The 22,123-nt window shown below is 70.2% G+C and carries 18 protein-coding genes; 7 read left to right on the top strand and 11 right to left on the bottom strand.

Going from position 1 to position 22,123, the window contains the following annotated elements; translation table 11 throughout:
* Window positions 1-95: 95 nt before the first annotated feature.
* Window positions 96-308 carry a hypothetical protein gene (locus tag MFF21_RS12725; protein WP_238311481.1) on the top strand — a complete coding sequence of 71 codons (213 nt, stop codon included), beginning with the start codon at window positions 96-98 and terminating at the stop codon, window positions 306-308.
* A gap of 6 nt (window positions 309-314) precedes the next feature.
* Entirely contained in the window at window positions 315-983 is a 669-nt protein-coding gene (locus tag MFF21_RS12720; RefSeq protein ID WP_238311480.1) for a thioredoxin domain-containing protein, read from the top strand.
* Window positions 984-1,103: 120 nt separating this feature from the next.
* On the opposite strand, the gene MFF21_RS12715 is transcribed toward MFF21_RS12720, so the two are convergent.
* Window positions 1,104-4,622: an autotransporter domain-containing protein gene (locus MFF21_RS12715; protein WP_238311479.1), complete on the bottom strand. Its 3,519-nt coding sequence runs from the start codon at window positions 4,620-4,622 to the stop codon at window positions 1,104-1,106.
* A 458-nt stretch (window positions 4,623-5,080) separates the two neighbouring features.
* Window positions 5,081-5,752, bottom strand: a complete 672-nt coding sequence (locus tag MFF21_RS12710; protein ID WP_238311478.1) for a DNA-binding protein — start codon at window positions 5,750-5,752, stop codon at window positions 5,081-5,083.
* A 142-nt stretch (window positions 5,753-5,894) separates the two neighbouring features.
* On the opposite strand from MFF21_RS12710, the gene MFF21_RS12705 reads away from it, so the two are divergent.
* From MFF21_RS12705 to MFF21_RS12685, 5 genes are all read left to right on the top strand, one after another.
* Entirely contained in the window at window positions 5,895-6,563 is a 669-nt protein-coding gene (locus MFF21_RS12705; RefSeq protein ID WP_238311477.1) for a response regulator, read from the top strand.
* Window positions 6,560-7,954 (top strand): sensor histidine kinase, encoded by a 1,395-nt coding sequence (locus MFF21_RS12700; RefSeq protein ID WP_238311476.1) that lies wholly within the window; start codon window positions 6,560-6,562, stop codon window positions 7,952-7,954. Before MFF21_RS12705 ends, MFF21_RS12700 begins: the two co-directional genes overlap by 4 nt.
* Window positions 7,955-8,136: 182 nt before the next feature.
* Window positions 8,137-9,153, top strand: coding sequence for an LLM class flavin-dependent oxidoreductase (locus MFF21_RS12695; protein ID WP_238311475.1), 1,017 nt, complete (start codon window positions 8,137-8,139; stop codon window positions 9,151-9,153).
* A gap of 265 nt (window positions 9,154-9,418) precedes the next feature.
* Window positions 9,419-9,802: a hypothetical protein gene (locus MFF21_RS12690; RefSeq protein WP_238311474.1), complete on the top strand. Its 384-nt coding sequence runs from the start codon at window positions 9,419-9,421 to the stop codon at window positions 9,800-9,802.
* Between the two features lie 181 nt (window positions 9,803-9,983).
* Complete coding sequence (locus MFF21_RS12685; protein ID WP_238311502.1) at window positions 9,984-11,675, top strand: methyl-accepting chemotaxis protein; 1,692 nt, start codon at window positions 9,984-9,986, stop codon at window positions 11,673-11,675.
* A 125-nt stretch (window positions 11,676-11,800) separates the two neighbouring features.
* On the opposite strand, the gene MFF21_RS12680 is transcribed toward MFF21_RS12685, so the two are convergent.
* The 9 genes from MFF21_RS12680 to MFF21_RS12640 form a co-directional block, all read right to left on the bottom strand.
* Entirely contained in the window at window positions 11,801-13,234 is a 1,434-nt protein-coding gene (locus tag MFF21_RS12680) for an NAD-dependent succinate-semialdehyde dehydrogenase (protein WP_238311473.1), read from the bottom strand.
* Between the two features lie 108 nt (window positions 13,235-13,342).
* Entirely contained in the window at window positions 13,343-14,659 is a 1,317-nt protein-coding gene (locus MFF21_RS12675; protein WP_238311472.1) for a hypothetical protein, read from the bottom strand.
* Window positions 14,660-15,265: 606 nt separating this feature from the next.
* Complete coding sequence (locus tag MFF21_RS12670; protein ID WP_238311471.1) at window positions 15,266-16,360, bottom strand: ABC transporter ATP-binding protein; 1,095 nt, start codon at window positions 16,358-16,360, stop codon at window positions 15,266-15,268.
* On the bottom strand, window positions 16,357-17,160 hold the full coding sequence (locus MFF21_RS12665; protein ID WP_238311470.1) for an ABC transporter permease: 804 nt from the start codon (window positions 17,158-17,160) through the stop codon (window positions 16,357-16,359). The genes MFF21_RS12670 and MFF21_RS12665 overlap by 4 nt, the downstream gene beginning before the upstream one ends.
* Window positions 17,161-17,170: 10 nt before the next feature.
* Window positions 17,171-18,031, bottom strand: coding sequence for an ABC transporter permease (locus MFF21_RS12660; RefSeq protein ID WP_238311501.1), 861 nt, complete (start codon window positions 18,029-18,031; stop codon window positions 17,171-17,173).
* Between the two features lie 44 nt (window positions 18,032-18,075).
* A complete protein-coding gene (locus MFF21_RS12655; RefSeq protein ID WP_238311500.1) occupies window positions 18,076-19,032 on the bottom strand; it encodes an ABC transporter substrate-binding protein in 957 nt (318 codons plus the stop codon).
* A 172-nt stretch (window positions 19,033-19,204) separates the two neighbouring features.
* Entirely contained in the window at window positions 19,205-19,513 is a 309-nt protein-coding gene (locus tag MFF21_RS12650) for an NIPSNAP family protein (RefSeq protein WP_238311469.1), read from the bottom strand.
* A gap of 10 nt (window positions 19,514-19,523) precedes the next feature.
* Window positions 19,524-20,993, bottom strand: coding sequence for an aldehyde dehydrogenase (locus MFF21_RS12645; RefSeq protein WP_238311499.1), 1,470 nt, complete (start codon window positions 20,991-20,993; stop codon window positions 19,524-19,526).
* A 14-nt stretch (window positions 20,994-21,007) separates the two neighbouring features.
* The gene (locus MFF21_RS12640; RefSeq protein WP_238311468.1) at window positions 21,008-22,045 is read right to left on the bottom strand and encodes an LLM class flavin-dependent oxidoreductase; all 1,038 of its coding nucleotides are present in this window, start codon (window positions 22,043-22,045) and stop codon (window positions 21,008-21,010) included.
* Window positions 22,046-22,123: the final 78 nt, after the last annotated feature.

The raw sequence follows: 22,123 nt of genomic DNA, 5'->3' as shown, positions 1-22,123 counted from the left end.
TCACGCCCGGTCACACGGCGGAATTCCGAAGATCCGACGATGCGCCCCGTCGAACGAACCGGTCACGGGCGGCGCGACGCCGGAGGAACGGACAGATGGCGTCATCCAACCTCTCATCGCCGCTCTGGCAGGTCGCGACGGCCCTCGCCATGGGCGTGCTCGCGTCGATGACGGGCCACGGTGGCGGCGCCAGGGCGGCCCCGCGGGCCATGCACGCGGCCACGGGGCAGGCCCCTCCCGGGGTCGCGGCCTCTCGCGGCGACCGGCACGGACGCCTCGCCCCGGCGCCCCCCACCCGCGGAGCCTAGCGTCGGATGGCCCCCGTCCCACGATCGACACCGCCCCGGATCACCCGCCGCGCCGCGCTCGCCGCCGCGGCCGTCGGGCTCGCGCCCCTCGGCCTGGCCGCGGTGACAGGGTCCCGGACGGCGCCCGCCCCCTCCGTCGGCGACGCCGCCCTCGCCGGTCCGCTCGGCGATGTCTGGATCGGCGCGCCGCCGGCGAAGGTCATGCTGATCGCCTACGCCGCGGTGACCTGCACGCATTGCGCGGCATTTCACGCGCGGACCTGGCCGGCCCTCAAGGCGCGCTGGGTCGATACCGGGCAGCTGCGCTTCGCCCTGCGCGGCTTCGCCCTGAGCCCGCTCGACACGGCCGGCTTCATGCTCGCCCGGGCGGGCGACGACCGCCACTACTACGCGATCACCGACCTGCTTTTCGAGAAGCAGGCCCTCTGGGCATTCGTGCCCGAGCCCCTCGACGCGCTTCGCGACCTGATGCGCCAGGCCGGATTCAGCCGGGAGCGCTTCGAGGCGACCCTAAACGACCAGGCCCTCTACGAGGCGGTGACCCTCGTCCAGACGCGGGCGGCCTCGGTGCTCGGCGTCCATGCGACGCCGACATTCTACGTGAACGACACCCGCCATGACGGGGCGGCGACGGCCGAAGCCCTCGGCGAGGCCATCCGCGCCGCCTCGGGCTGAGCGCAGTCCGGGAGCGTCCCCCGGTCCGCCGGAATGCCGTCCCAACAACCCGAGAGACGCCGCGACGGCCTCCCGCGCGATCCGCGGGGGCCGTCGCGACGCGGCCCGGAGGCCGGCAGGTCAGAACTGCCAGGTGAAATTGCCCTTCACCGCATGGTCCTGGATCCGGTCGCCGACCTGGCCGGTATAGGCCACGCCGAGGGTCGCGTTCGGCGCCACCCGCAGGTCGAGACCGGCCTCGGCCACGAGGGCGTCCCGGGCGATCGGGATGCCGGCGCTCAGGAAGGTCGGGCCGTTGCCGAAGGACAGCAGGGCCGCCGGCACCACGTCGCCGAAGGCGCGGCGGTAGCCCACCAGCCCGTGGGCCGAGAGCGGCGCCCCGGCCTCGAACCCGAGCGCGGTCTGCCCGCGCAAGCCGGCGGTGACCGCGCCCACGTCGTAGTCGCGGGCAAAGCCCGTCAGCGCCGCCACGCCCCCGGTCTCGACGAAGCGGTCGCGGCCGATCGCGACATAGGAGCCGCCCACGAACGGCTCGATGTAGCTGGCGCCGGCCTGGACCGGCACCGGGCCGTCCTTCGACAGGAGCGGCGCCGGCCCCTCCGCGCCGAGGAAGAAGCGGTAGCCGATCTCGCCGAAGCCCTGGATCGTCGCCCCGCCCGCGCGGGCGCTGGCCGAGTCCGAGAGACCCGCCACCGCGACGGTGCGGCGGGTGCGGATGCCGTCATCGGCATAGGTCGCGCCGAGCCGCAGCGAGACCGGCCCGACCTCGTAGCCACCATAGACGCCGCCATAGGCGCCCTCGATCGTGCCGGATTGCAGCCGGCCCGTCGTGTCGAGGCTGGCGGTGGTGTAGCCGCCGACCACGCCGAGCTTGATCCCGTTCTCCAGCCTGACATCGGCGCCGAGGGCGAAGCCCGAGATCTGGCGGTCGAAGCCCGCCGCGTTGCCGTCCGAGCGCGCCGTTCCGAAGCTGCCGAAGCCCTGGCCCCAGAGGCCGAAGACCCGCGGGTCGAGGAGGCGGGCGGGCATCGCGACGACCGGCGCCGCCCGACCGGGCAGGTCGGCGGTGTAGGTCGCCGGCAGGCTGCCGTAGTTCAGGCCCTCGGCGGTGCCGGGGGTGGCGCCCCAGCGCAGGCGGTCGAGGATGGCCTCGCGCACGAAGAAGGCGGTGGCGTAGGAGGTCGAGACGGTGCTGCCATGCACGTCGCCCGAGAGCGCCTGGAAGGCTGCCTGCGCCTCGGAGGCCGTGAGGCCGACGGTGCGCTGGAACGGGGCGGTGTTCGGGCCGCCGGCCTGGATCGCATCCGCCACCCCGGCCTGGTTCCGGTTCTGGGCGATGGTCGAGAAGGCGATGTCGTTGCGCGTCAGGTTCAGGGCGACCGCATCCGCCGAATAGGTCAGCGTCGGATAGAGGAAGGCGAGATTCGCGGTGACGTTCGCGAACTGCCCCGTCACGCCGCCGGCCGCCGTGAGGATGGTATAGCGGGTGCGCGGATCGTAGGTGCCGCCGGCCGCCGTGACCTGGACGGTGCCGCCGTTGAGGGTGGCGCTGCCGGTGGCGGCGATCCGGTCCGACTGGCCGGAGGCGTTGGCCTCGACGCCGTAGACGGAACCGGCCGCGAAGGTCACGGCGCCGGCGACGTTCAGGGTGCCGATGGAATTGCCCGGGGCCACGGTGGCGCCGGAGGTCGCGACCACGCCGCCGACCGTGCCGGTGCCGCCGAGGCTGGCCCCGGAGCCGACGGTGACGAGGGAGCCGGCGAGGCTGCCATTCACCGCCAGACGGCCCTGGGCCACGCCGGTCGCGCCGGTGAAGGTGCTCGTGCCGGTGAGGCTGAGCGTGCCGGCCCCGATCTTGGTCAGGCTGCCCGTGCCGGAGATCGGGTTGGCCATGGCGGCGTCGCCGGCCTGGTCGAGGATCAGGCTGGCATTGTCGACGATGGCGCCGGAGCCGAAGCTCGTTGCCGAGCCGACCAGGGTGCCGCCCGCCACGGCGGTGCCGCCGGCATAGCTGTTCCGGCCGGTCAGGATCAGCGTGCCGCTGCCGGCCTTGGTCAGGCCGCCGCTGCCGGAAATGTCGTTCTTCCAGGTGTCGAGGGCGCTGTAGCCGCCCTGGGCCGCATCCATCGTGACGGTGACCGTGCCGTTGAAGGCGCCGTAGCCGTCCATGGCCGCGTAGAGGTTGAGCCGGCCCCAGCCGTCATAGGTGTTGCCGCTCAGGAGCGGGTAGCCCGAGGGCAGCCCCGTCGTCGCCAGCACCTCCCGGCGCTGCGCGTCGGTCAGGTAGGGGAAGCGGGTCAGCAGCAGCACCGGCGCCTGGACCGGCACCTCCGCCGCGGTCATCGGCGCGCTCGGGCCGACGGGCTGGAAGCCGTAGGTCAGGCGCGCGGTGTAATCGGCCTTGTTCCGGGCGGCATCGCCGAAGGCATCGGCGGCACCGGAGGCCGCGGCATTGGCGAGGCAGGCATTGACGCTCACCGCGCCACAGCTCGCCGCCAGATAGGCCTGGGTCTGCTGGTAGGCCTGGTAGACGGCATAGGCCTTGGTGTTGGCGGGGTTCGTCCAGTCGACCCGGTTGCCCTGGTCGTCGTAGAGCGCGGCATAGATGTTGGTGGCGGCGATGGCCGTCGCCTGCATCCGGCCGCCCATCACGTCGAGGGGCGAGTGCATGCCGGCCAGGATGCGGTTGTTGCCGAGCTCGGAGGCCCGCGTCAGCATCTCCTGCCAGCGCTGCGGCACGAGGAAGCCGACGCCCAGGGCCTGGAGATAGCCGGAATTGGTGTGGCCGCTCGGGAAGCCGCCATCCGCGTAGGCGTTGGTGCCGTTGACCCGGGGGTTCAGCAGCGTCGGCACGGCCACGCTGGTCGAGACCCGGAACGGGCGCGGGGAGGTGCCGATGCCCGGGACGTAGTCGCCGACGCCGAAGGTCGTGGGCGTGAAGGCGCCGGTCGAATCGTAGGACCCGACATTGGGCGCCGTGAGCGGACGCCCGCCATTGGCGTCGATCATCGCCTGGGTGACGGTGAAGCCCTTCACCCAGCGTTCCGTCGTCCCGTAGACCGCCGGCACCGTGAAGTTCGACAGATAGCCCGGCACGACCATGCCGGCCGTGTCGGCGGCCGACAGGCCCCGCCTGTTCGTCGCGGCGTTGTAGGTGTTGAAGCGGGAATCCAGGGGATCGATCGCCGGGTTGGCGCCCTGGTAGCGCCCGAAGACGCGCTTCGAAGGCTCGGTGGAGGCGTTGGCCCGGACCGTGTTGTCGATAAAGGCGACCGCCGCAGCGAGAGGGGTGGCGCTGCCGTTGCCGAAGGTCGTGCTCCCGCCATTGGCGTCGGAGCCGGCGTTGAGGTTGGCGGCGTAATCCGAAAGCTTGGTCGTCGCGTAGGTCGTCGGGGTCAGGGCGTTCGGCTTCGTGCCGGTGAAGCTGGCGCCTGCCCCGGTGAGATAGGCGGAGGTCAGCGGCCCGAGCCCGTTCAGGATGCTGTAGGCTTGGCCGGTCCGGTCGTCATGGATCGCGGCCAGCGTCTGATCCGCCGTCCGGCCCTGGGTCATGGCAATGACGGTCTGATAGTTCTGCGTCAGGACCGCAGGATTGCCGGCCATCAGCCCGACATAGGCGTCGAGGAGGCGCGGGATCACGGTTCCCGGATTGACCGAGGTGCTGTTCGCGAACCCGATGCCGGGCGCAGTCGGCACCTGTTGTGCGAGGGCACCGATCGGAATCATACCCGTCGATGCGAGCAAAAGCGAAATAAATTTCTTCGTCATGACCCGCTCATGGCCTATCTATTGGCCTTGAGGGCGCATTAATCTTGGCGGATGACGCGAATGTGACATGCAAGTCACATTTTTTAGTTGCATAACACTGTGCTATTACGGCAACACGATCGAGATCTTCGATTGTTTTCTCCGAGAAAGCTGGCGTCGAGGGTCTTTTCTGCCATGCGCAACCATGAGCGCGCTGCGGTTCGGCGCGTCCGGCTTGTCCTCGGCCCGTCCTGCGGAGGCGCAGCGAGCGACGGCAGGCCCTCTCCGCGAGGACGAGCCGACGGTTCGTCGGCTCACCTTCGCGCGCGGCGCGCCCGGGTAGGGCGGCGTCAGAGCAGCGGCCGCTCGCGGATGCGGCCGTCGAAGTCGACATGGAGCAGGCGCTCGCCGCCGTCCGGGCCCTTGGCGGCGACCTCCAGGTGGCGGGGGCCGCGGCCGATGATCCGGACATCGCCGTAGCCGGCCTTCTCGACCGCCGCGGTCAGCCCGGGCAGGTCGAGCGCGGGGCCGAGGCCGAGCCTGTCCTTCGCCCAGTCCGCGGTCCCGGGCGGCGGGCCGCCGGGCCGGCCTAGGACGGTCTGCTTGCCGTCCGCGCCGGTGATCAGCTTGGCGTGCAGGAAGCCCTTCTCGAAGCGGCCCTGGACGGTGACGGTCTCGCCCTTCTTGACGAGCTTGCCGTCCTCCCCGTCGCGGCCGGTCTCGACCAGGGCGCGACCGGTGGCGTCCTGGATGACGAACTTGTTGCCGAAGACCTCGGCGACCTCGCCCCTGGCCGCGATGGCGCCGGACGGGGCCAGCGCCGAGATCGCGCTCGGTGCCACCGGCGTGGGCGTCACCGACGGGCCGGGCTTGGCCAGGGAGAGGCCGATGGCGCCGAGGGCGAGCGGCGCGGCGATGGCACCGACCACGAGACCGCGCCGGTTCCGATGGGGCCGGGCCGGGGACGCCGCCTGCTGCGGCATCTCCTGCGCCTGACCCTCGATAGTCTTGTCGTCGCTCATGATGATTGGCTTTCCTGTTCGTTGTCGTCCCTCTCGGGTGACCAACGTCTAGGACAGGGGCCGAAACCCACCCTGAACCACTTCGTTCAGGTTCGGTTAAAGGGCCACCGATAGGGGCGCCATCAAGGGGGAAGGGGTCGCGATGAAGATCCTGCTGGTCGAGGACGACGAGGCGCTCGCCGCAGAGCTCGCCAAGGTTCTGCGCACCGAAGGCTTCGCCCTCGACCTGGCGCGGGACGGCGTGGATGCGGGGCACCTGGGCGAGACCGAGGCCTACGATGCGGTCGTGCTCGATCTCGGCCTGCCCCAGCGCGACGGCGTCTCGGTGCTGCAGGGCTGGCGGGCCGCCGGGCGTACCATGCCGGTCCTCGTCCTCACGGCGCGCGACGGCTGGAGCGACAAGGTCGCGGGCTTCAAGGCCGGCGCCGACGACTACCTCGTCAAGCCGTTCCGGGTGGAGGAACTCGTGATGCGGCTGCGGGCCCTGATGCGCCGCGCCCAGGCCAACGGCGCCGCCCGGGTCGCCTGCGGCCCGCTCACCTTCGACGCCGGCCTCGGCACCTTCGAGCATGACGGGTTGCCCCTGCGCCTGACCGGGCTCGAATGGCGGGTGCTGTGCACGCTCATCCTGCGCAAGGAGGCGGTGGTGCCCCGCGGGCAGTTGATCGAGCGGGTCTATGACGGCGACGCCGAGGTCGATTCCAACTCGGTCGAGGTCATCATCACGCGGCTTCGCCGCAAGATCGCCCCGGCCGCGATCGAGACCGTGCGCGGGTACGGCTACCGGCTGATGCCGGCGGGCGCCGCGTGAATCCGCCGGCGCCCTCCCGCGCCTGGTTGCCGTCGCGGCTGCGGCCGTTCGGCGGGTCCGGCTCCCTTCAGCGCCGCCTCCTGCTGGCGGCGGGCGCGTTCCTGGGAATCGCGCTCGTCGCCGCCGGCCTGTCCATCGGCTTCATCCTGCACCGCTTCGTCCGCGGGCAGGTCGACGGCCGGCTCGACGACCGCCTTCTGTCCCTGGTCTCGGATCTGCGCCCGGCGGCCGAAGGCGGCTTGTCCCTGGGGCGCGACCGGGATGGACCGCCCTTCGACCGGCCCCGCTCCGGCTGGTACTGGCAGGTGCGCCGCGGCGAGGCGGTTCTGCGCTCCGATTCCCTGGAGAGCCGGGCTCTCGCCGTTCCGGCGCTGCCAGCGGAGCGCCTGGAGGACGATGCCCCGGTATCCGCGGACGGCATCGGCCCGTGGGGCGACAGCCTGATCCTGCGGGTGCTGGCCGTGCCGGGTCAGGGCGGCGCGCCTCCGACCGTCTACGCCGCCTCGGCCCCGGCCGCGGCCCTGCGCGGGCCGGTCCTGGAGGCCTTGCGGACGCTGGCCGTCTGCCTCGGCCTGATCGGGTTGTTCCTCTTCGCCGGCGTCGTCTTCCAGATCCGCCTCGGGTTGCGCCCGCTGCACCGGCTGCGCGACCAGCTCGCGGCGGTGCGGGCCGGCGGGCTCGACCGGCTGCCCGGTCCGCAGCCGGCCGAGGTCCGGCCCCTGGTCGCCGAGATGAACGCGCTGCTCGCCCAGAACGCGGCCAATCTGGAGCATGCCCGGGCCCATGTCGCGAATCTGGCCCATGGCCTGAAGACGCCGCTGGCGACCCTGGCGATGGCGCTCGCCGAGACCGGCTCCGAGCGCGATCTCGGCCTGGCGCGGCATGTCGAGGGCATGGACCGGCGCATCCGCCATCACCTGCGCCGTGCCCGGGCCGCCGCCATTGCCGGCCCCTCCCGGATCAGGGCCGACCTCGCCGCGCAGGTGGCCGACCTGTCGATGGCGCTGGTACGCCTCCATGCCGACAAGGACATCGACGTCGTCACCGCGGTGCCCGACGGTCTCACGGTCGCGTGCGACCCGCAGGATCTCGACGAGATGTTGGGAAATCTGACCGAGAATGCGTGCAAATGGTGCCGTGGGCGCGTGCGGATCCGGGCGGCGCGCCAGGGCGGCGCTGTCGTCGTCCGGGTCGAGGATGACGGGCCGGGCCTGGACGAGGCCGCCAGAGCCGAGGCGATGATGCGAGGCCGCCGCCTCGACGAGAGCCGGCCGGGCCACGGGTTCGGCCTGCCCATCGCCATGGAGCTGGCCGAGCTCTATGGCGGGTCCGTCGCGCTCGCGGCATCCGAATTCGGCGGGCTCGAAGCACGCCTGACCTTGCCGGCGTAATCGCCGTGCCGCCGCGCAGTCCTCCCAGGAAACACCGACGGGATCCGGCGGATCGATGGTCGGTCATGGCGCAGCTCTTGCGGCGCAGGCAGACCATCCGCTCATAGGGATAGTCCGCTCATTTCGCGCGGCCGAGCCGGTGGCGTAAGGGAGTCGCGCCGGGCCGTGAAACGAGTGAAGCGATGAAGAAGATCGGGTTCCTGTCCTTCGGGCATTGGTCGCCGACATCGCCCTCGGCGACGCGTTCGGCGCGCGACACCCTGTTGCAGTCGATCGACCTCGCCGTGGCGGCCGAGGAACTCGGAGCGGACGGCGCCTATTTCCGGGTCCATCATTTCGCCCGGCAGCTCGCCTCGCCCTTTCCGCTGCTCGCCGCGATCGGCGCCAGGACACGGCGCATCGAGATCGGCACCGGCGTCATCGACATGCGCTACGAGAATCCGTTCTACATGGCCGAGGATGCCGGCGCGGCGGATCTGATCTCGGGCGGGCGCCTGCAGCTCGGCATCAGCCGGGGCTCCCCCGAGCAGGTCGTCGAGGGCTGGCGGCATTTCGGCTACGCGCCGGCCGAGGGCGAGAGCGACGCGGAGATGGGCCGCCGGCATGCCGAGGTGTTTCTCGACCTGCTGAAGGGGGAGGGCTTCGCCCAACCCCATCCGCGACCGATGTTTCCCAACCCGCCGGGACGGCTGCGCCTCGAACCGCACTCCGAAGGCTTGCGCGAGCGGATCTGGTGGGGCTCCGCGTCCGACGCCACCGCCATATGGGCGGCGGGGCAGGGGATGAACCTGCAGAGCTCGACCCTCAAGGCGGACGAGACCGGCGAGCCGTTCCATATCCAGCAGGCCCAGCAGATCCGCCGCTACCGGCAGGCCTGGAAGGCGGCGGGCCATGCACGGGAGCCGCGGGTCTCCGTCTCCCGGTCGATCTTCGCCCTCGTGAGCGACCTCGACCGCGCCTATTTCGGGCGCGGCGAGAACAGCGATCAGATCGGCATCATCGACAACATGCGGGCGGTCTTCGGACGCTCCTACGCCGCGGAGCCGGAGGCCCTGGTCGAGGCGCTCCGGGCCGACGAGGCGATCGCCGAGGCCGACACGCTCCTCCTCACGGTGCCGAACCAGCTGGGCGTGGCCTACAATGCCCACGTCATCGAGACCATCCTGACGCAGGTCGCCCCGGCGCTCGGCTGGCGGTGAGCCTCGGGGAACGGCTTCGCCGGGTTCGGATCCTCCGCGCGCCGGCGGAGGCAGGATTGCGCGACGCAGGATGGCCTCCGGCCGGAGACGGCAGCGCCCCGAACCCTGGCCGTCAGGCGCGATATCGGAACGGCACGGACCGATGGTTGGCTGCGCAACGTTTCCTTTCCCATCCCGGCAGGCGCGAGACCCTTTGACGGAGCCAAGCACCAGCGTGGCCGTTCACCCGCACATCCTGCGCTGGCAAGGGTTCGGGGCGCGTCGCATGACCCATCGTATTCGCACATCCGCCGCGGCCTACGAGCTGTTGTCCCGGCACGCCCGCAGGACGGGCCTGTCGATGGAGGTCGTCCTCGAAGACCTGATCCTGCACACACTTGCCGCGACGGCAGAGGCGGGCTCGCCCGTGGCGCCTCTGGACGGCCCGGCCGAGGACGATCGCGCCACGGTGAGGCTCGACGTCCTGGCGGCCTCGAACGGACAGGCTTCGGCCCGCCGTGCAGGGCCGCCGAAAGGCGCGAACCATCGCATGCCCCCCGACCGGGTCTGCAGGAGCCGTCCCATGATCCCGCCGGGCTGCCTCCCGGAGGCGATCGATCGGAGCCGGTGCGGTTCTGCGGCCGGGGATGGTGAAGTCTTGCGCACATGAGACTGTACGCGAACGGCCACTGGCGCGACCATGCACCATTTCACCAAAACAACTATTACATGTGATTTTGCGGAATTTCTATTTAGGCATGAGTTAATACGGAGATTTGAGCAGATCATATTAATGGGACCAGTGAAGAACCCATTGTATCAGACCACGATCTCTCATGATTGAGGTCTGCATGCCGCTGCTGGCTCGGTTTCGAATCCTTCCCAAGCTTTCGCTGGCTATTGTCCTGATCGGACTGACCGTCGGCGCCTGTATCTGGTATGCGCAGACGCGCATGACGGGGATCGACGACGCCTACACGGTGTATCTCGAGCGTGACGCCCGTGCCGAGGCGACGACGCAGCGTATCGATCGACGCCTCTTCGAGCTGAACTACTGGATCTACCGCCTCATTGCCGAGACCGACACGGAGGAGATGAAACGGGCCAGCGCCGGCTTCGACAGGGCACGGCCGGCGCTGCGCAAGGACTTCGAGAACCTGAAGGCGAAAGCACCCACGTTCGGATCGGACATCGCCGATCTCGAAAAGCGGATCGAGGCCTTCGTCCTCGAAACCTCCGAGGCGGTCCGCCTGGCAAACCTGCAGCGCAACGGCGACGCGCTGGCGCTCATGCACCGCGCGGTCGATCCGATCTTCCTGGATCTTGCCAAGAACACCGGCAAGCTGAGCGACCAGATCGTCGCTTACGTGCAGCGGGCGTCCGATGACCTGACCGTGCAGACGAACGCCACCCGCCACAACCTCATGATCTTCAGCGCCCTGGGACTGATGATCGGTCTGATCGCCGCCGCGCTCGTCTCCGTCCTCGGGATCACGCGCCCGCTCGGGAGCCTGGTCGGCGTCCTCCAGCGCATGGCCAGGGGCGAGATCGAGGCCGAGATCAAGGAGGCCGCGCGCGGCGACGAGATCGGAGACGTGGGCCGGGCCGTCGAGGGCATCAAGGCGATGGTCGCCGAGAGGGCCGCCGAAGAGGCCGAGCGCAAGCAGATCGCGGAGGCCGCGGCCGCGGCCGAGCGCAAGCGCGCGATGATGGAACTCGCGGACGAGTTCGAGCGGGCCGTGGGCGGCATCGTCGGGCTGGTCTCGTCCGCGGCGACCGAGCTGCAGGCCACCGCGCAGCAGATGACCGTGACCGCGACCCAGACCGCCAGCCAGTCGAGCACCGTCGCAGAGGCGGCCGAGGAGGCTTCGGCCAATGTCAGCACGGTCGCGTCGGCGGCCGAGGAACTCGGCGCTTCGGTGCAGGAGATCAGCCGGCAGGTCTCCGGCTCGTCGGATCTCGCCCGGCGGGCGGTCGGCGAGGCCGATCAGACCGCCTCCCTGGTGCATGACCTGAGCACGGCCGTGGCGAAGATCGGGGACGTGGTTCAGCTGATCTCGACCGTGGCGGGGCAGACCAACCTGCTCGCCCTGAACGCCACCATCGAGGCGGCCCGGGCCGGCGAGGCGGGGCGCGGCTTCGCGGTGGTCGCCGCCGAGGTCAAGGAACTCGCCAACCAGACCGCCCAGGCCACGGACGAGATCGCCCGTCAGATCGGCGAGGTGCAAGGCTCCACCGGGCAGGCCGTCAGTGCGATCGGCGCGATCACGGCACGGATCCAGGAGATCAACGCCGTGGCCTCCACCATTGCCGCCGCGGTCGAGCAGCAGGGCTCCGCGACGCAGGAGATCGTGCGCAACGTGGCCGAGGCCTCGAACGGCACCACGGAGGTCACGAACAACATCACCGGCGTGGCCCAGGCCTCGGAGGAAACCGGCGCGGCGGCCAGCCAGGTGCTGGTATCGGCCTCGGAACTCTCACGCCAATCCGAGCATCTGTCCGCCGAGGTTCAGCGCTTCCTGGCGACGGTGCGCGCCGCCTAGGGTGCGTCACGACGACGGCTCGGAGCCACCCCGATCGCACGCTTCCCGACCCCGCCCCGAAGGGCGGGGTTTTGGTGTCGACGCGGCAGGGCGGCCAAGGGGCATCCCGTCGCGAGGGGAGAGCCCTACGCTGCCATCGTGATGAACTTCGTCGCGAGGTAGCCTTCCAGGGCCTCCGGCCCGCCCTCGCTGCCGTAGCCGGAATCGCCCACCCCGCCGAAGGGCGTCTCGGGCAGGCCCAGGCCGTGATGGTTGATGCCGAGCATGCCGCAGGCGAGGCCGGACCCCAGCCGCGACGCCGTCCGGCTCGACCGGGTATAGGCATAGGCCGCCAGCCCGAACGGCAGGCGGTTCGCCTCGGCCAGCGCCTCGTCCAGATCCGAGAAGGCCGCCACCGTCGCGACCGGGCCGAACGGCTCCTCGTTGAGGATGCGGGCGCTCGTCGGCACCTCGGTGAGCACCGTCGGTGCCAGGAAGAAGCCCTGGTTGTGCGGGCGGCTGCCCCCGGTCACGATCCGGCCGCCGGCGGCCTCGGCCTCGGCGATCAGCTCCTCCAAGGCGCGGCGGCGGCGCTCGTGGATCAGCGGACCCATCTGCGTGGCCTCGTCGAGGCCGTCGCCGACCGTGATCGCCGCCGCCCGCGCGGCGAAGCGCTCGACGAAGTCCTCGTAGACCGGCCGCTCGACGAGGAAGCGCGTCGGCGCGACGCAGACCTGGCCGGCATTGCGGAACTTGTTGGCGGCCAGGATCTCGACCGCCCGTTCGAGATCGGCATCGGCGCAGACGATCGCCGGGGCATGCCCGCCGAGCTCCATCGTCACCCGCTTCATGTGGGTGCCGGCCAGCGTCGCGAGCAGCTTCCCGACCGCCGTCGAGCCGGTGAAGGAGATCTTGGCGATCTCCGGCGCCGCAATCAGGTAGGCCGAGATCGGGGCCGGATCGCCGTAGAGCAGGCCGAGCGCCTCGCCCGGCACGCCGGCATCGAGCAGCGCCTGCACCAGCGCGGCGCAGCTCGCCGGCGTGTCCTCCGGCCCTTTCAGGATCACGCTGCAGCCGACGCAGAGAGCGGCGGCGACCTTGCGCACCGCCTGATTGAGCGGGAAGTTCCAGGGCGTGAAGGCGGCGACCGGCCCGACAGGCTCGCGGATCACCGTCTGCATCACGCCCTCGGCCCGCGCCGGGATCACCCGGCCATAGGCGCGCCGGCCCTCCTCGGCGAACCAGTCCAGGGTGTCGGCGGCGGCCAGCGTCTCGACCCGCGCCTCGCGCAGGGGCTTGCCCTGTTCCAGGGTCATCAGCCGGGCGATCGTCTCGACGCGCGCGCGCAGCAGCTCGGCGGCCCGGCGCAGGATCAGCCCGCGTTCGAGGGCGGAGACGGCCCGCCAGGCCGCGAAGCCGCGCTTGGCCGCGGCCAGCGCATGGTCGAGATCGTCGGCGGTGGCCTTGGCGACCGCCCCGATCACCGCGCCGGTGGCCGGGTTGACGACCGGGAGCGCCGCGCGGGCTTCCGCCGCGATCCAGGTGCCCCCGATCTGCAGTCCGGTGTTCGGATAGGCCATGGAGTCTCGGATCCTTGTCACGCGCCCGTTTCACGAACCGGCCGGGCGACGGCCTGAAAGCTGGCTCGCCCGGCCGGTCTTCGATCCAGCGCGGGCGAGCGAGTGTTGTTAGAAGTAATATCCGATATTGATGAAGATCGCCTTCTTCCACTTGCTGTCACCGCCCATGGCGAGACCGCTCGTGTACTGCCCGGCGCCGACATAGGGATCGTTCCGGCCGAACAATCCTTCCGTATAGATCACGAGGCTCGGGTCGGCCGTCAGTGTCCAGATCGTGCCGAGGGTGTAGCGCTCGGACGTCTTGAAATCGGCCCGGTCCTTGAAGTAGGCGCTATAGTTCAGATAGGGCACGATCGTGAACGGGCCGATCGGATCGGCGACCTTGTAGGAAATGTCGGCCGAGACGAAGTTGCCGCGCGTGGCCATGTTGTACGACACGTCGAAGCCGCCGACGGTCAGGAGGTCGTTGCGGATCGGGTTCCTCGGATCGATGTCCTGGCGGACATACACGGCCTTGAAGCCCCAGGGGCCGTGGGTGGCGTTGAGATGCACGCTTTCGAGCTGCTTCGAGCCGGTCTGGCGCGTGTCGAAATTGTAGATGTTCGAATGCCAGAGCGAGGCACCGAGCGCGAGCGAGGCAACCTCGTTCTTGACGAGGAAGTATTCCGCCCGGCCTATGAACATGTTCTCTTCGTTGTTGCGCGTCCCGAACGGGATGTAGCTGTCCGCGATCACGACGTTCGTCGAATAGCGCGCGCTGTCGCGGCTCAGGCCGAAGGCGTTGGGGTTGGCGCCGGGATAGAAGCCGAGCTGGTAATTGAAGTCCGGCTCGACATGGGCGTATTTCAGCCCGAGATTGTAGACTTCCTCGACGCCCATCACGAAGCCGAGCGAGCCGAGGAAGGTGTTGGAGAAGTACGGGGTCAGGCCGAACGGCACCTGATTCATGCCGACAGTGAGGCTGTCCTCCGGCGTCAGCTTGAGGCCGATATAGGCCCACATCGGGAAGTTCACCTCGCCCGGATGGCCGTCGTAACCGAAGCGCGGCCCGTAGAGGAAGTTGCCGCCGTAGAAGCGATACTGCGCCGCGCCGAAAATCGTGTCGGAATCGTAGACCGCCTTCAGGGACAGCGCATCGAAGGAGAAGTGCTCCGAGGTCTTGGGGACGCCGCCCCGGCTGACATCGTCGAAGCGCATGTCGTAGCGCATCCGGAACGCGCCGCCGAAGGTGAACTTGCCGATCGCGGTCGACGGCTCGGGATTCGGCGTCGGGTCGGGCACCGCGATCGGCTGCTCGCGATTGACCGGGCTCGGCTCGGCATCGATCTCCTGCGTCCCCTGGTCCTGGGCGCGGGCGGGATGCTCCCAGAACGGGCCTGCGCCCGCACAGAGAGCGAGAACGGCTGCCAGCTTCATCGACTTCATGGTGCGCTACCTCTCGCCTGTCCGGGTGACGGGATCCGTGTCGCGGCCGAGTCGGCCCACGGAGGATGAATGGGGTGACCCCGGCCTTCGGTCCGACCGCGCACGCCCCGTCGTCGGGCTTGCGCTCACCGCGCGGAGACCGTGAAAAGGTTGCCGCACGGGAGGGATCGAGCGTTTCTCGCATTCATTGAACAGGCACTACGCGGATCGTCGCTTCGAACAGCGCCGGACACACGAATTGCCATGCACGGCCATGACCGCGCATTCTTTGATTGCAATCAATATTTGAAATGATCTTGCAAATACTTGAAGCCGGGCGGGATCGACGCTTGCCCTGCGCGGGGGAGCGGATCCCTGCCTCTGTTCCGATGTCTTACCGTATTACGGAAGACCGTAAGATGGCAAGCCAATTCGAGAGGCATTTCGATGAAATGTTAGATTTCGCCAAATATTCGCCGGATCCGACGTGCCGATCGCAAGATGAGAGAGGCCGGGAGGCGTGCGTGCCCCATCGAAGGCCCGCCCGCTGGCGCGGTGCCCGCGTCCTCGTCCCGAAACAGCGGCGGCCGGCCCGGCCGCGGGGGGTCGGGCCGGCCCGAGACCGGGTCAGTTCGGGAAGATCTGCGCCTGCTCCGGCCGCCAGGCCAGGGCGACCCGCTCGCCCACCCGTGCGCGGCCGGCATCGCAGGGAATGCGCACCGTGACGCTGTCGCCCCAGGCGGTGGCGACGCTGTACTGCATCGCCTCGCCGCAGAAGCTCGCCTCGTCGACGGTCCCGAAGATCGCCCCCGCCGGGGCGTTGTCGGGAGCGTGCAGCCGGATCGCGTCGGGCCGGACCATCAGCACGCCGGCCTCGCACTGCGCGGGCATCGCCGCCAGCGACAGCCCTTCGAGCGACGTCCCGTCCGCGAGGAGGATCGCCCCGTCCCCCGCACCGCCGAGCCGACGGTCGATGCGGCAGGGCATGAAGTTCGAATGCCCGATGAAGCCGGCGACGAAGCGGGAGGAGGGCGCGTCGTAGAGATCGCGCCCGGTGCCGAGCTGCTCGATCCGCCCCTGCCGGAACAGGGCGATCCGGTCGGACAGGCGCAGGGCCTCCTCCTGATCGTGGGTCACGTAGAGGATGGTCACGCCGGTCTCGTGGTGGACCCGCTTGATCTCGTGCTGGAGCTCCTCGCGCAGGCTCTTGTCGAGGGCCGAGAGCGGCTCGTCCATCAGCAGGAGCGGCGGCTCGTAGGCGAGCGCCCGAGCCAGCGCGACCCGCTGCTGCTGGCCGCCGGAGAGCTGCGCCGGCTTGCGGTCGGCATAGGCCTCCAGATGCACGAGCTTGAGCATCGCCTTGACCCGCGCGTCGATGTCGGCGCGGCTCCAGCGCCGGACCTTGAGCGGGAAGCCGACATTCTCGGCGATCGTCATCTGCGGGAACAGGGTGTAGCGCTGGAACACCATGCCGATGTTGCGCTTGTTCGAGGGCGTGTTCAGGATCGAGCGCCCCTCGATCAGCACGTCGCCGGCATTCGGCTCCTGGAAGCCGGCGATGACGTAGAGCGTCGTGCTCTTGCCGGAGCCGGAGGGCCCGAGGAAGGTCACGAACTCGCCGCGGGCGATGTCGAGGCTGACCGCCTCGACCGCCACCACCGCGCCGTAGCTGCGCCGGATTCCGCGGATGGCGAGGAAGGGATGGCCGGAGGAAGCGCTCATGCGCGGAGGTCCTTCTTCTTCAGCGCGGCGGAGAGCAGCATCAGCACGGCCGTGAGCGCGACGAGCAGCGTCGAGACGGCGGCGACGACGGGGGAAAGATCCTGGCGCAGCACGCCCCAGATCCGGACCGGAAGCGTCTGGATGTCCGGGCTGGCCATGAAGATCGCGACGACGACCTCGTCCCAGGAGGCGAGGAAGGAGAACAGCGCCGCGGTGGCGATGCCCGGCATGATCCCCGGCAGGGTGACGCAGAGCTTGGCTTCGAGGGGCGAGGCGCCGCACAGCACGGCGGCATCCTCGATGGCCGGGTCGAAGCGCTCCAGGGCGCCGCTGATCGCGATCACCGAGAAGGGCAGGGCGAGGAGGAGGTGGGCGAGGACGAAGCCGGTCTCCGTCCCGTTGAGCTGGAGCCTGAGGAACAGGGCGTAGAGCGCCACCGCCAGAACGACGACCGGCAGGATCATCGGCATCAGGAACAGCGCCCGCACCGCCTCCCGGCCGGGAAAGCGGCCGCGCACGAGGCCGAAGGAGGCCGCGAGACCGAGGAGCACGCTCAGGACCGTGACCCAGGCGGCGATCCGCAGGCTCGTCAGGAAGGCGAAGATCCAGTCCGGATCGTCGAGCAATTCCGCGTACCAGCGCAGGGTCCAGCCCGGCGGCGGGAACTGCATCCATTGCGAGTCGCCGAAGGACAGCGCGACGAGCACCAGGATCGGGAGGAGCAGGAACAACCCCACCGCGAGGCCGATGCCGCCGAGCACGAAGCGCAGGGACCCGAGGCGGGAATAGGTGAGAAGCATCCGTCCCTCCTCAGGCCGCGCCGCGGGTTCCGAAGAACCGGATCTGGATCGTGTAGAGGATCAGGGTGAGGACCAGCAGGATGGTCGCGGCGGTGCTGGCCAGCCCCCAGTCGAGCAGCGACTGGACGAGCTGCGCGATCAGTTCGGGCAGCATCATGTTGGCGGTGCCGCCGAGCAGCGCGGGCGTGACGAAGTAGCCGAGCGACATCACGAACACCATCAGCGCACCGGAGGCGATGGCGCCCGAGGCCATGGGCAGCAGGATGCGGGTCAGGCATTGCCACCGGGTGGCGCCGCACAGGGAGGCGGCCTGGAGCACGCTCGGATCGATCGCCCGCAGGGCCGAGGCCAGGGGCAGCACCATGAAGGGCAGCATGATGTAGGTCATGCCGATGGTGACGCCGACGAGGTTGTTGGTCAGGGTGAGCGGCGCCGCGATCAGGCCGAGACTCATCAGGGCCCGGTTGATCAGGCCGGTTCCCTGGAGCAGCACCATCCAGGCATAGGTCCGCGCCAGCAGGTTGGTCCACATCGACAGGACGACGATGCCGGTGAGGAGTCCCGCCACCCGGCGCGGCGCGATGGCCAGGAACCACGCCGTCGGGAAGCCGATGACGAGGGTCGCGGCGGTGACGAGGCCGGCGACGAGGAAGGTATTGCCCAGAACCTTGAGGTAGGTCGTGCCGCCGAAGAAGGTCGCGTAGTTGCCCAGGCCCGGCGCCGGCTCGGTGACGCTGCGCAGGAGCAGCCCGAAGACCGGGACGACGAACAGCAGGGCGACGAGGGCGAGGGCGGGGAGGACCGCGCCGAGACCGCGCAGGCGCCGGGTCCAGGCAGGGGGCGCCCCTGGCAACGGCAGGGCCCGCTGCATCCGTGCCAGGGTCATGGTGGCGGCTCCGTTTCGCATCGGGCCCATCACCGGGCCTGCCACGCGTACCACCGCTTGCCGATCTCCTCGCGGTTCTTGGCCCAGTATTCCATGTTGAGGTTGATCTGAGACGCCTTGTGCCGATCCGGCAGGGTTTCGGCGATCGCGGGATCCATCAGCTTGGCCGAGCCGAGATTGATCGGGGCGTAGCGGGTGGCGGCGGCGAAATCGGCCTGTTCCTTCGCGTCCGTGGCGGCGGCGAGGAACTCCATCGCCGCCTTCTTGTTGCGGCTGCCCTTGGGTACCACCAGCATGTCGGCGGTAGTGAGGTTCTGCTCCCAGGCGATCCCGACCGGCTGCTTGTCCTGCTCCAGGGCGGCGATGCGCCCGTTCCAGAACTGGCCCAGCGCCACCTCGCCGGAGGCCAGGAGCTGCTGCGACTGCGCGCCCCCCGACCACCAGATGATCTCGGACTTGATGGTGTCGAGCTTGGCGAAGGCCCGGTCGAGGTCGAGCGGGTAGAGCTTGTCCGGCGCCACGCCGTCGGCCAGGAGCGCGATCTCCAGCGCGCCCGGCGCCGACCATTTGTAGAAGGTGCGCTTGCCCGGGAACGTCTTGGTGTCGAACAGGTCGGCCCAGCCCTTCGGCGCCGCCGGCACGGCCTTCGTGCCGTAGCCGAGGACGAAGGCGTAGTAGAAGCTGCCGACCGCGTGATCGGTCACGAAGCGGGGATCGAGCGCGTCGCGCTTGACCACCGCAAAATCGATCGGCTCCAGCAGCCCGTCCCGGGCGGCTTGGGCGGCGAAGTCGTACTCGACGTCGACGACGTCCCAGCCGACATTGCCGCTCTCGACCATGGCCTTGAGCTTCCCGTAATCGGTCGGGCCGTCCATCTGCACGCGGACGCCGCTGGCCTTGGTGAAGGGCCGGACCCAGGCGGTCTTCTGCGCCTCCTGGGTGGTGCCGCCCCAGCTCGTGAAGACCAGACTGCCCGCCGCCGCCATGGCCGGCGGCAGCAGGGATGCGGCCGGCAGCGCCGCAAGGGCGACGCCTCCGAGTGCGGCGCCGATGCCGATGATGGTCCTGCGCTTCATACTGGCCCCCTCTGGCTGTGATGCGTGTGGCTGGTTGCGGTGTCCGGCTGAGCGGTTCGTCTTCGTGGTGGGTTCGGGCCGGCTACGGGTGGAACGGAGCGGCCCGGAGGATCTTGGATTCCATCGTCTCGATCAGCGCCTGGATCTTGGGCAGGAAGGCCGTCCAGGCCGGATCGGCGGCGAGCGCGGCCCGGCGGCTCTCGCGGTCGGCGAGGTCCCGGTAGCCCCAGACATGGACGATCTCGTTGAGCGGACCGATCTCGGTCGCGTAGTAGCCGACGAGGTTGCCGAGATGGCCGCGCTGGATCGCGATGCCCTCCTCGCCGACGAGCTTGAGGTAGGCGGGGACGGTGCCGGTCTTGAGCCGGTAGGTCCGCATCTCGTAGATCACCGGCTCCTCCTCAGCGCATCACGAACGGGTCGGGGATCGGGTCGTCGGAGGTGCGGATCCAGACCGACTTGGTGCGGGTGTAGTCGAGCATCGATTCGAGCCCGCCCTCGCGTCCGAGCCCCGAGAGGCCGAAGCCGCCGAACGGCACGATCGGCGAGATCGCCCGATAGGTGTTGACCCAGACGATGCCCGCGCGCAGCCGCCGGATGCAGCGGTGGGCCCGCGTCAGGTTCGCAGTGAACACGCCCGAGGCGAGGCCGAAGGGCGAGTCGTTGGCGAGCGCGACCGCCTCGTCCTCGCCCTCGAACGGAATGACCGTGAGGACCGGACCGAACAGCTCCTCGGCGGCGCAGGGCGTGTCGGGCCGGGCGTCGGCGATGATGGTCGGCAGGTAGTAGAAGCCCTCCGAAAAGCCCTCCGGCCGCGCGCCGCCCACGACGAGGCGGCCGCCCGCCGCGAGGCTCGCCTCCACCACCGTCTCGATATGCGCCCGCTGGCGCGCGGTCGCGAGCGGGCCGACCTCGGTCTCGGGGTCTTCCGGCACGCCGAGGCGGATCGCCCGGGCCTTCTCGGCCAGGATCGCGACGAAGCGGTCGTGCACGCGGCGCTCGACCAGCAGGCGCGAGCCGGCGACGCAGCTCTGGCCGGCGGCGGCGAAGATGCCGGCGACGACCGCGTTGGCGGCGCTCTCCAGGTCGGCATCGGCGAAGACGAGCACCGGCGACTTGCCGCCGAGCTCCAGCGAGGTCGCCGCGAGGTTGTCGGCGGTGTTGTGCACGATGTGGCGGGCGGTGCCGGGGCCGCCGGTGAAGGCGACGCGGGCGACGAGGGGATGGCGCGTCAGCGGCGCGCCGCAGCCCGCCGCGTCGCCGGTCACGATGTTGACCACGCCCGGCGGGAATCCGGCCTCGTGGACCAGCTCGGCGAAGGCGAGCAGCGGGGCGGGCGCCTCTTCCGAGGCCTTCAGCACCACGGTGCAGCCCGCCGCCAGGGCCGGCCCGAGCTTGACCGCCGAGAGGAACAGCGAGGAGTTCCAGGGGACGATCGCGGCGACGACGCCGATCGGTTCCCGCCGGGTGAACACCTCCATGTCCGGCTTGTCGACCGGCAGGTGGGCGCCGTGCAGCTTGTCCGCGAGGCCGCCGAAATAGCGGTAATACTCCGCGACGTAGCCGATCTGGCTGCGGGTCTCGCGGATGATCTTGCCGGTGTCGCGGGTCTCGAGCCCGGCGAGATAGCTCGCCCGCGCGGCGACGAGGTCGGCGAGCCGCATCAGGAGCGCGCCGCGCCGGGTCGGCACGAGGTCGGCCCAGGCCGGATCGCGCAGGGCCCGGTCGGCGGCCCGCACGGCTGCGTCGACATCGGCGGGGCTCGCCGCCGGCATCCGCGCCCAGGGGCGGCCGGTCGCCGGATCGAGGCTCTCGAAGGTCGCGGCCGGCTCGGGGAAGGCGCCGTCGATATAGGCGCGGAAGGTGGGCAGCATGGCGGGGGTGCTCACGCGAAGGCCGGCATGACGTCGCGGATGAACAGCTCCAGCGAGCGCTTCTTGCGCGCGTGCTCGATGCCGCTGTCGATCCAGACCGCGTATTGGTCGTAGCCCATCGCCTCGTAGGCCTTGAGGCGGGTGACGACCGCCTCGGGCTCGCCGATGACGAGGTTCCGGGCGATGGTCTCCGGCGCGTATTGCGGCATGGAAGCCTGTACCGCGGCATCGACCCCGCGCAGGAAGCCCTGCTCGATGGGAAGCTTGTTCTGGAACAGGGCGCCGAAGGTGCAGTAGAACCGGCTCAGATCCTGGCTCAGCCGCGCGGTCTCCTCGGGCGAGTCCGAGACGAAGGTGTGCTGCAGCAGCATGATCTGAGGGCGCGGCACCGCGGGGGCGTTGGCGCAGGCCTGGTTGAAGCGGCCCATCAGGGTCTCGACCTCGCCGTCGCCCGAGGCGAGGGGCGTGACCTGAACGTTGCAGCCGTTCTCGACGGCGAAGGCGTGGGAGTTCGGGTCCCGCGCCGCGACCCAGATCGGGATCTCCGGCCGCTGCACCGGCTTGGGCGCGGACGTGGTCTTCGGGAAGCGCCAGAACTCGCCCTCGTGGGTGTAATCGCCCGCCCAGAGGCCGCGCAGCGCCGGGATCATCTCGCGCATCCGCTGGCCGGCGCCCCAGGCATCGAGGCCGGGCATCAGGCGCTCGTATTCGAAGCTGTAGGCGCCGCGGGCGATGCCGAGATCGAGGCGGCCGCCGGTGGCGAGATCGGTCATCGCCGCCTCGCCGGCCAGCCGGATCGGGTGCCAGAACGGCGCGATCACCGTGCCGGTCCCGAGGCGGATGCGCGCGGTGCGCGCGCCGAGATAGGCGAGATTGATGAAGGGGTTGGGAGCGATCGTGAACTCCATCCCGTGGTGCTCGCCGATCCAGGCCGTCTCGAAGCCGCCCCGCTCGGCGGTCTGCACGAGATCGGTCAGCTCGTCGAACAGCGCGGCATGGGGCTGCGCGTCGTCGAAGCGCTCCATATGGACGAAGAGAGAGAACTTCATGTCGGCCTCGGCTTCGGAACGCGAGAGCCATGCCCAGATCGGTAAGGGCCGGGTCTCGTCATCTCTGGTCCGCCCCGC

The organism is Methylobacterium organophilum (assembly GCF_022179465.1).
Lineage (GTDB): Bacteria > Pseudomonadota > Alphaproteobacteria > Rhizobiales > Beijerinckiaceae > Methylobacterium > Methylobacterium organophilum.
The sequence above is the reverse complement of the archived record's forward strand: the minus strand, read 5'-3'. Positions and strand labels throughout refer to the sequence as shown.

Coding starts and splice junctions, on each gene's coding strand:
- MFF21_RS12660 (WP_238311501.1), bottom strand. CDS start 18,031: ATGCAGCGGGCCCTGCCGTTGCCAGGGGCGCCCCCTGCCTGGACCCGG.
- MFF21_RS12695 (WP_238311475.1), top strand. CDS start 8,137: ATGAAGAAGATCGGGTTCCTGTCCTTCGGGCATTGGTCGCCGACATCG.
- MFF21_RS12670 (WP_238311471.1), bottom strand. CDS start 16,360: ATGAGCGCTTCCTCCGGCCATCCCTTCCTCGCCATCCGCGGAATCCGG.
- MFF21_RS12685 (WP_238311502.1), top strand. CDS start 9,984: ATGCCGCTGCTGGCTCGGTTTCGAATCCTTCCCAAGCTTTCGCTGGCT.
- MFF21_RS12665 (WP_238311470.1), bottom strand. CDS start 17,160: ATGCTTCTCACCTATTCCCGCCTCGGGTCCCTGCGCTTCGTGCTCGGC.
- MFF21_RS12720 (WP_238311480.1), top strand. CDS start 315: ATGGCCCCCGTCCCACGATCGACACCGCCCCGGATCACCCGCCGCGCC.
- MFF21_RS12680 (WP_238311473.1), bottom strand. CDS start 13,234: ATGGCCTATCCGAACACCGGACTGCAGATCGGGGGCACCTGGATCGCG.
- MFF21_RS12710 (WP_238311478.1), bottom strand. CDS start 5,752: ATGAGCGACGACAAGACTATCGAGGGTCAGGCGCAGGAGATGCCGCAG.
- MFF21_RS12725 (WP_238311481.1), top strand. CDS start 96: ATGGCGTCATCCAACCTCTCATCGCCGCTCTGGCAGGTCGCGACGGCC.
- MFF21_RS12640 (WP_238311468.1), bottom strand. CDS start 22,045: ATGAAGTTCTCTCTCTTCGTCCATATGGAGCGCTTCGACGACGCGCAG.
- MFF21_RS12705 (WP_238311477.1), top strand. CDS start 5,895: ATGAAGATCCTGCTGGTCGAGGACGACGAGGCGCTCGCCGCAGAGCTC.
- MFF21_RS12655 (WP_238311500.1), bottom strand. CDS start 19,032: ATGGCGGCGGCGGGCAGTCTGGTCTTCACGAGCTGGGGCGGCACCACC.
- MFF21_RS12675 (WP_238311472.1), bottom strand. CDS start 14,659: ATGAAGTCGATGAAGCTGGCAGCCGTTCTCGCTCTCTGTGCGGGCGCA.
- MFF21_RS12690 (WP_238311474.1), top strand. CDS start 9,419: ATGACCCATCGTATTCGCACATCCGCCGCGGCCTACGAGCTGTTGTCC.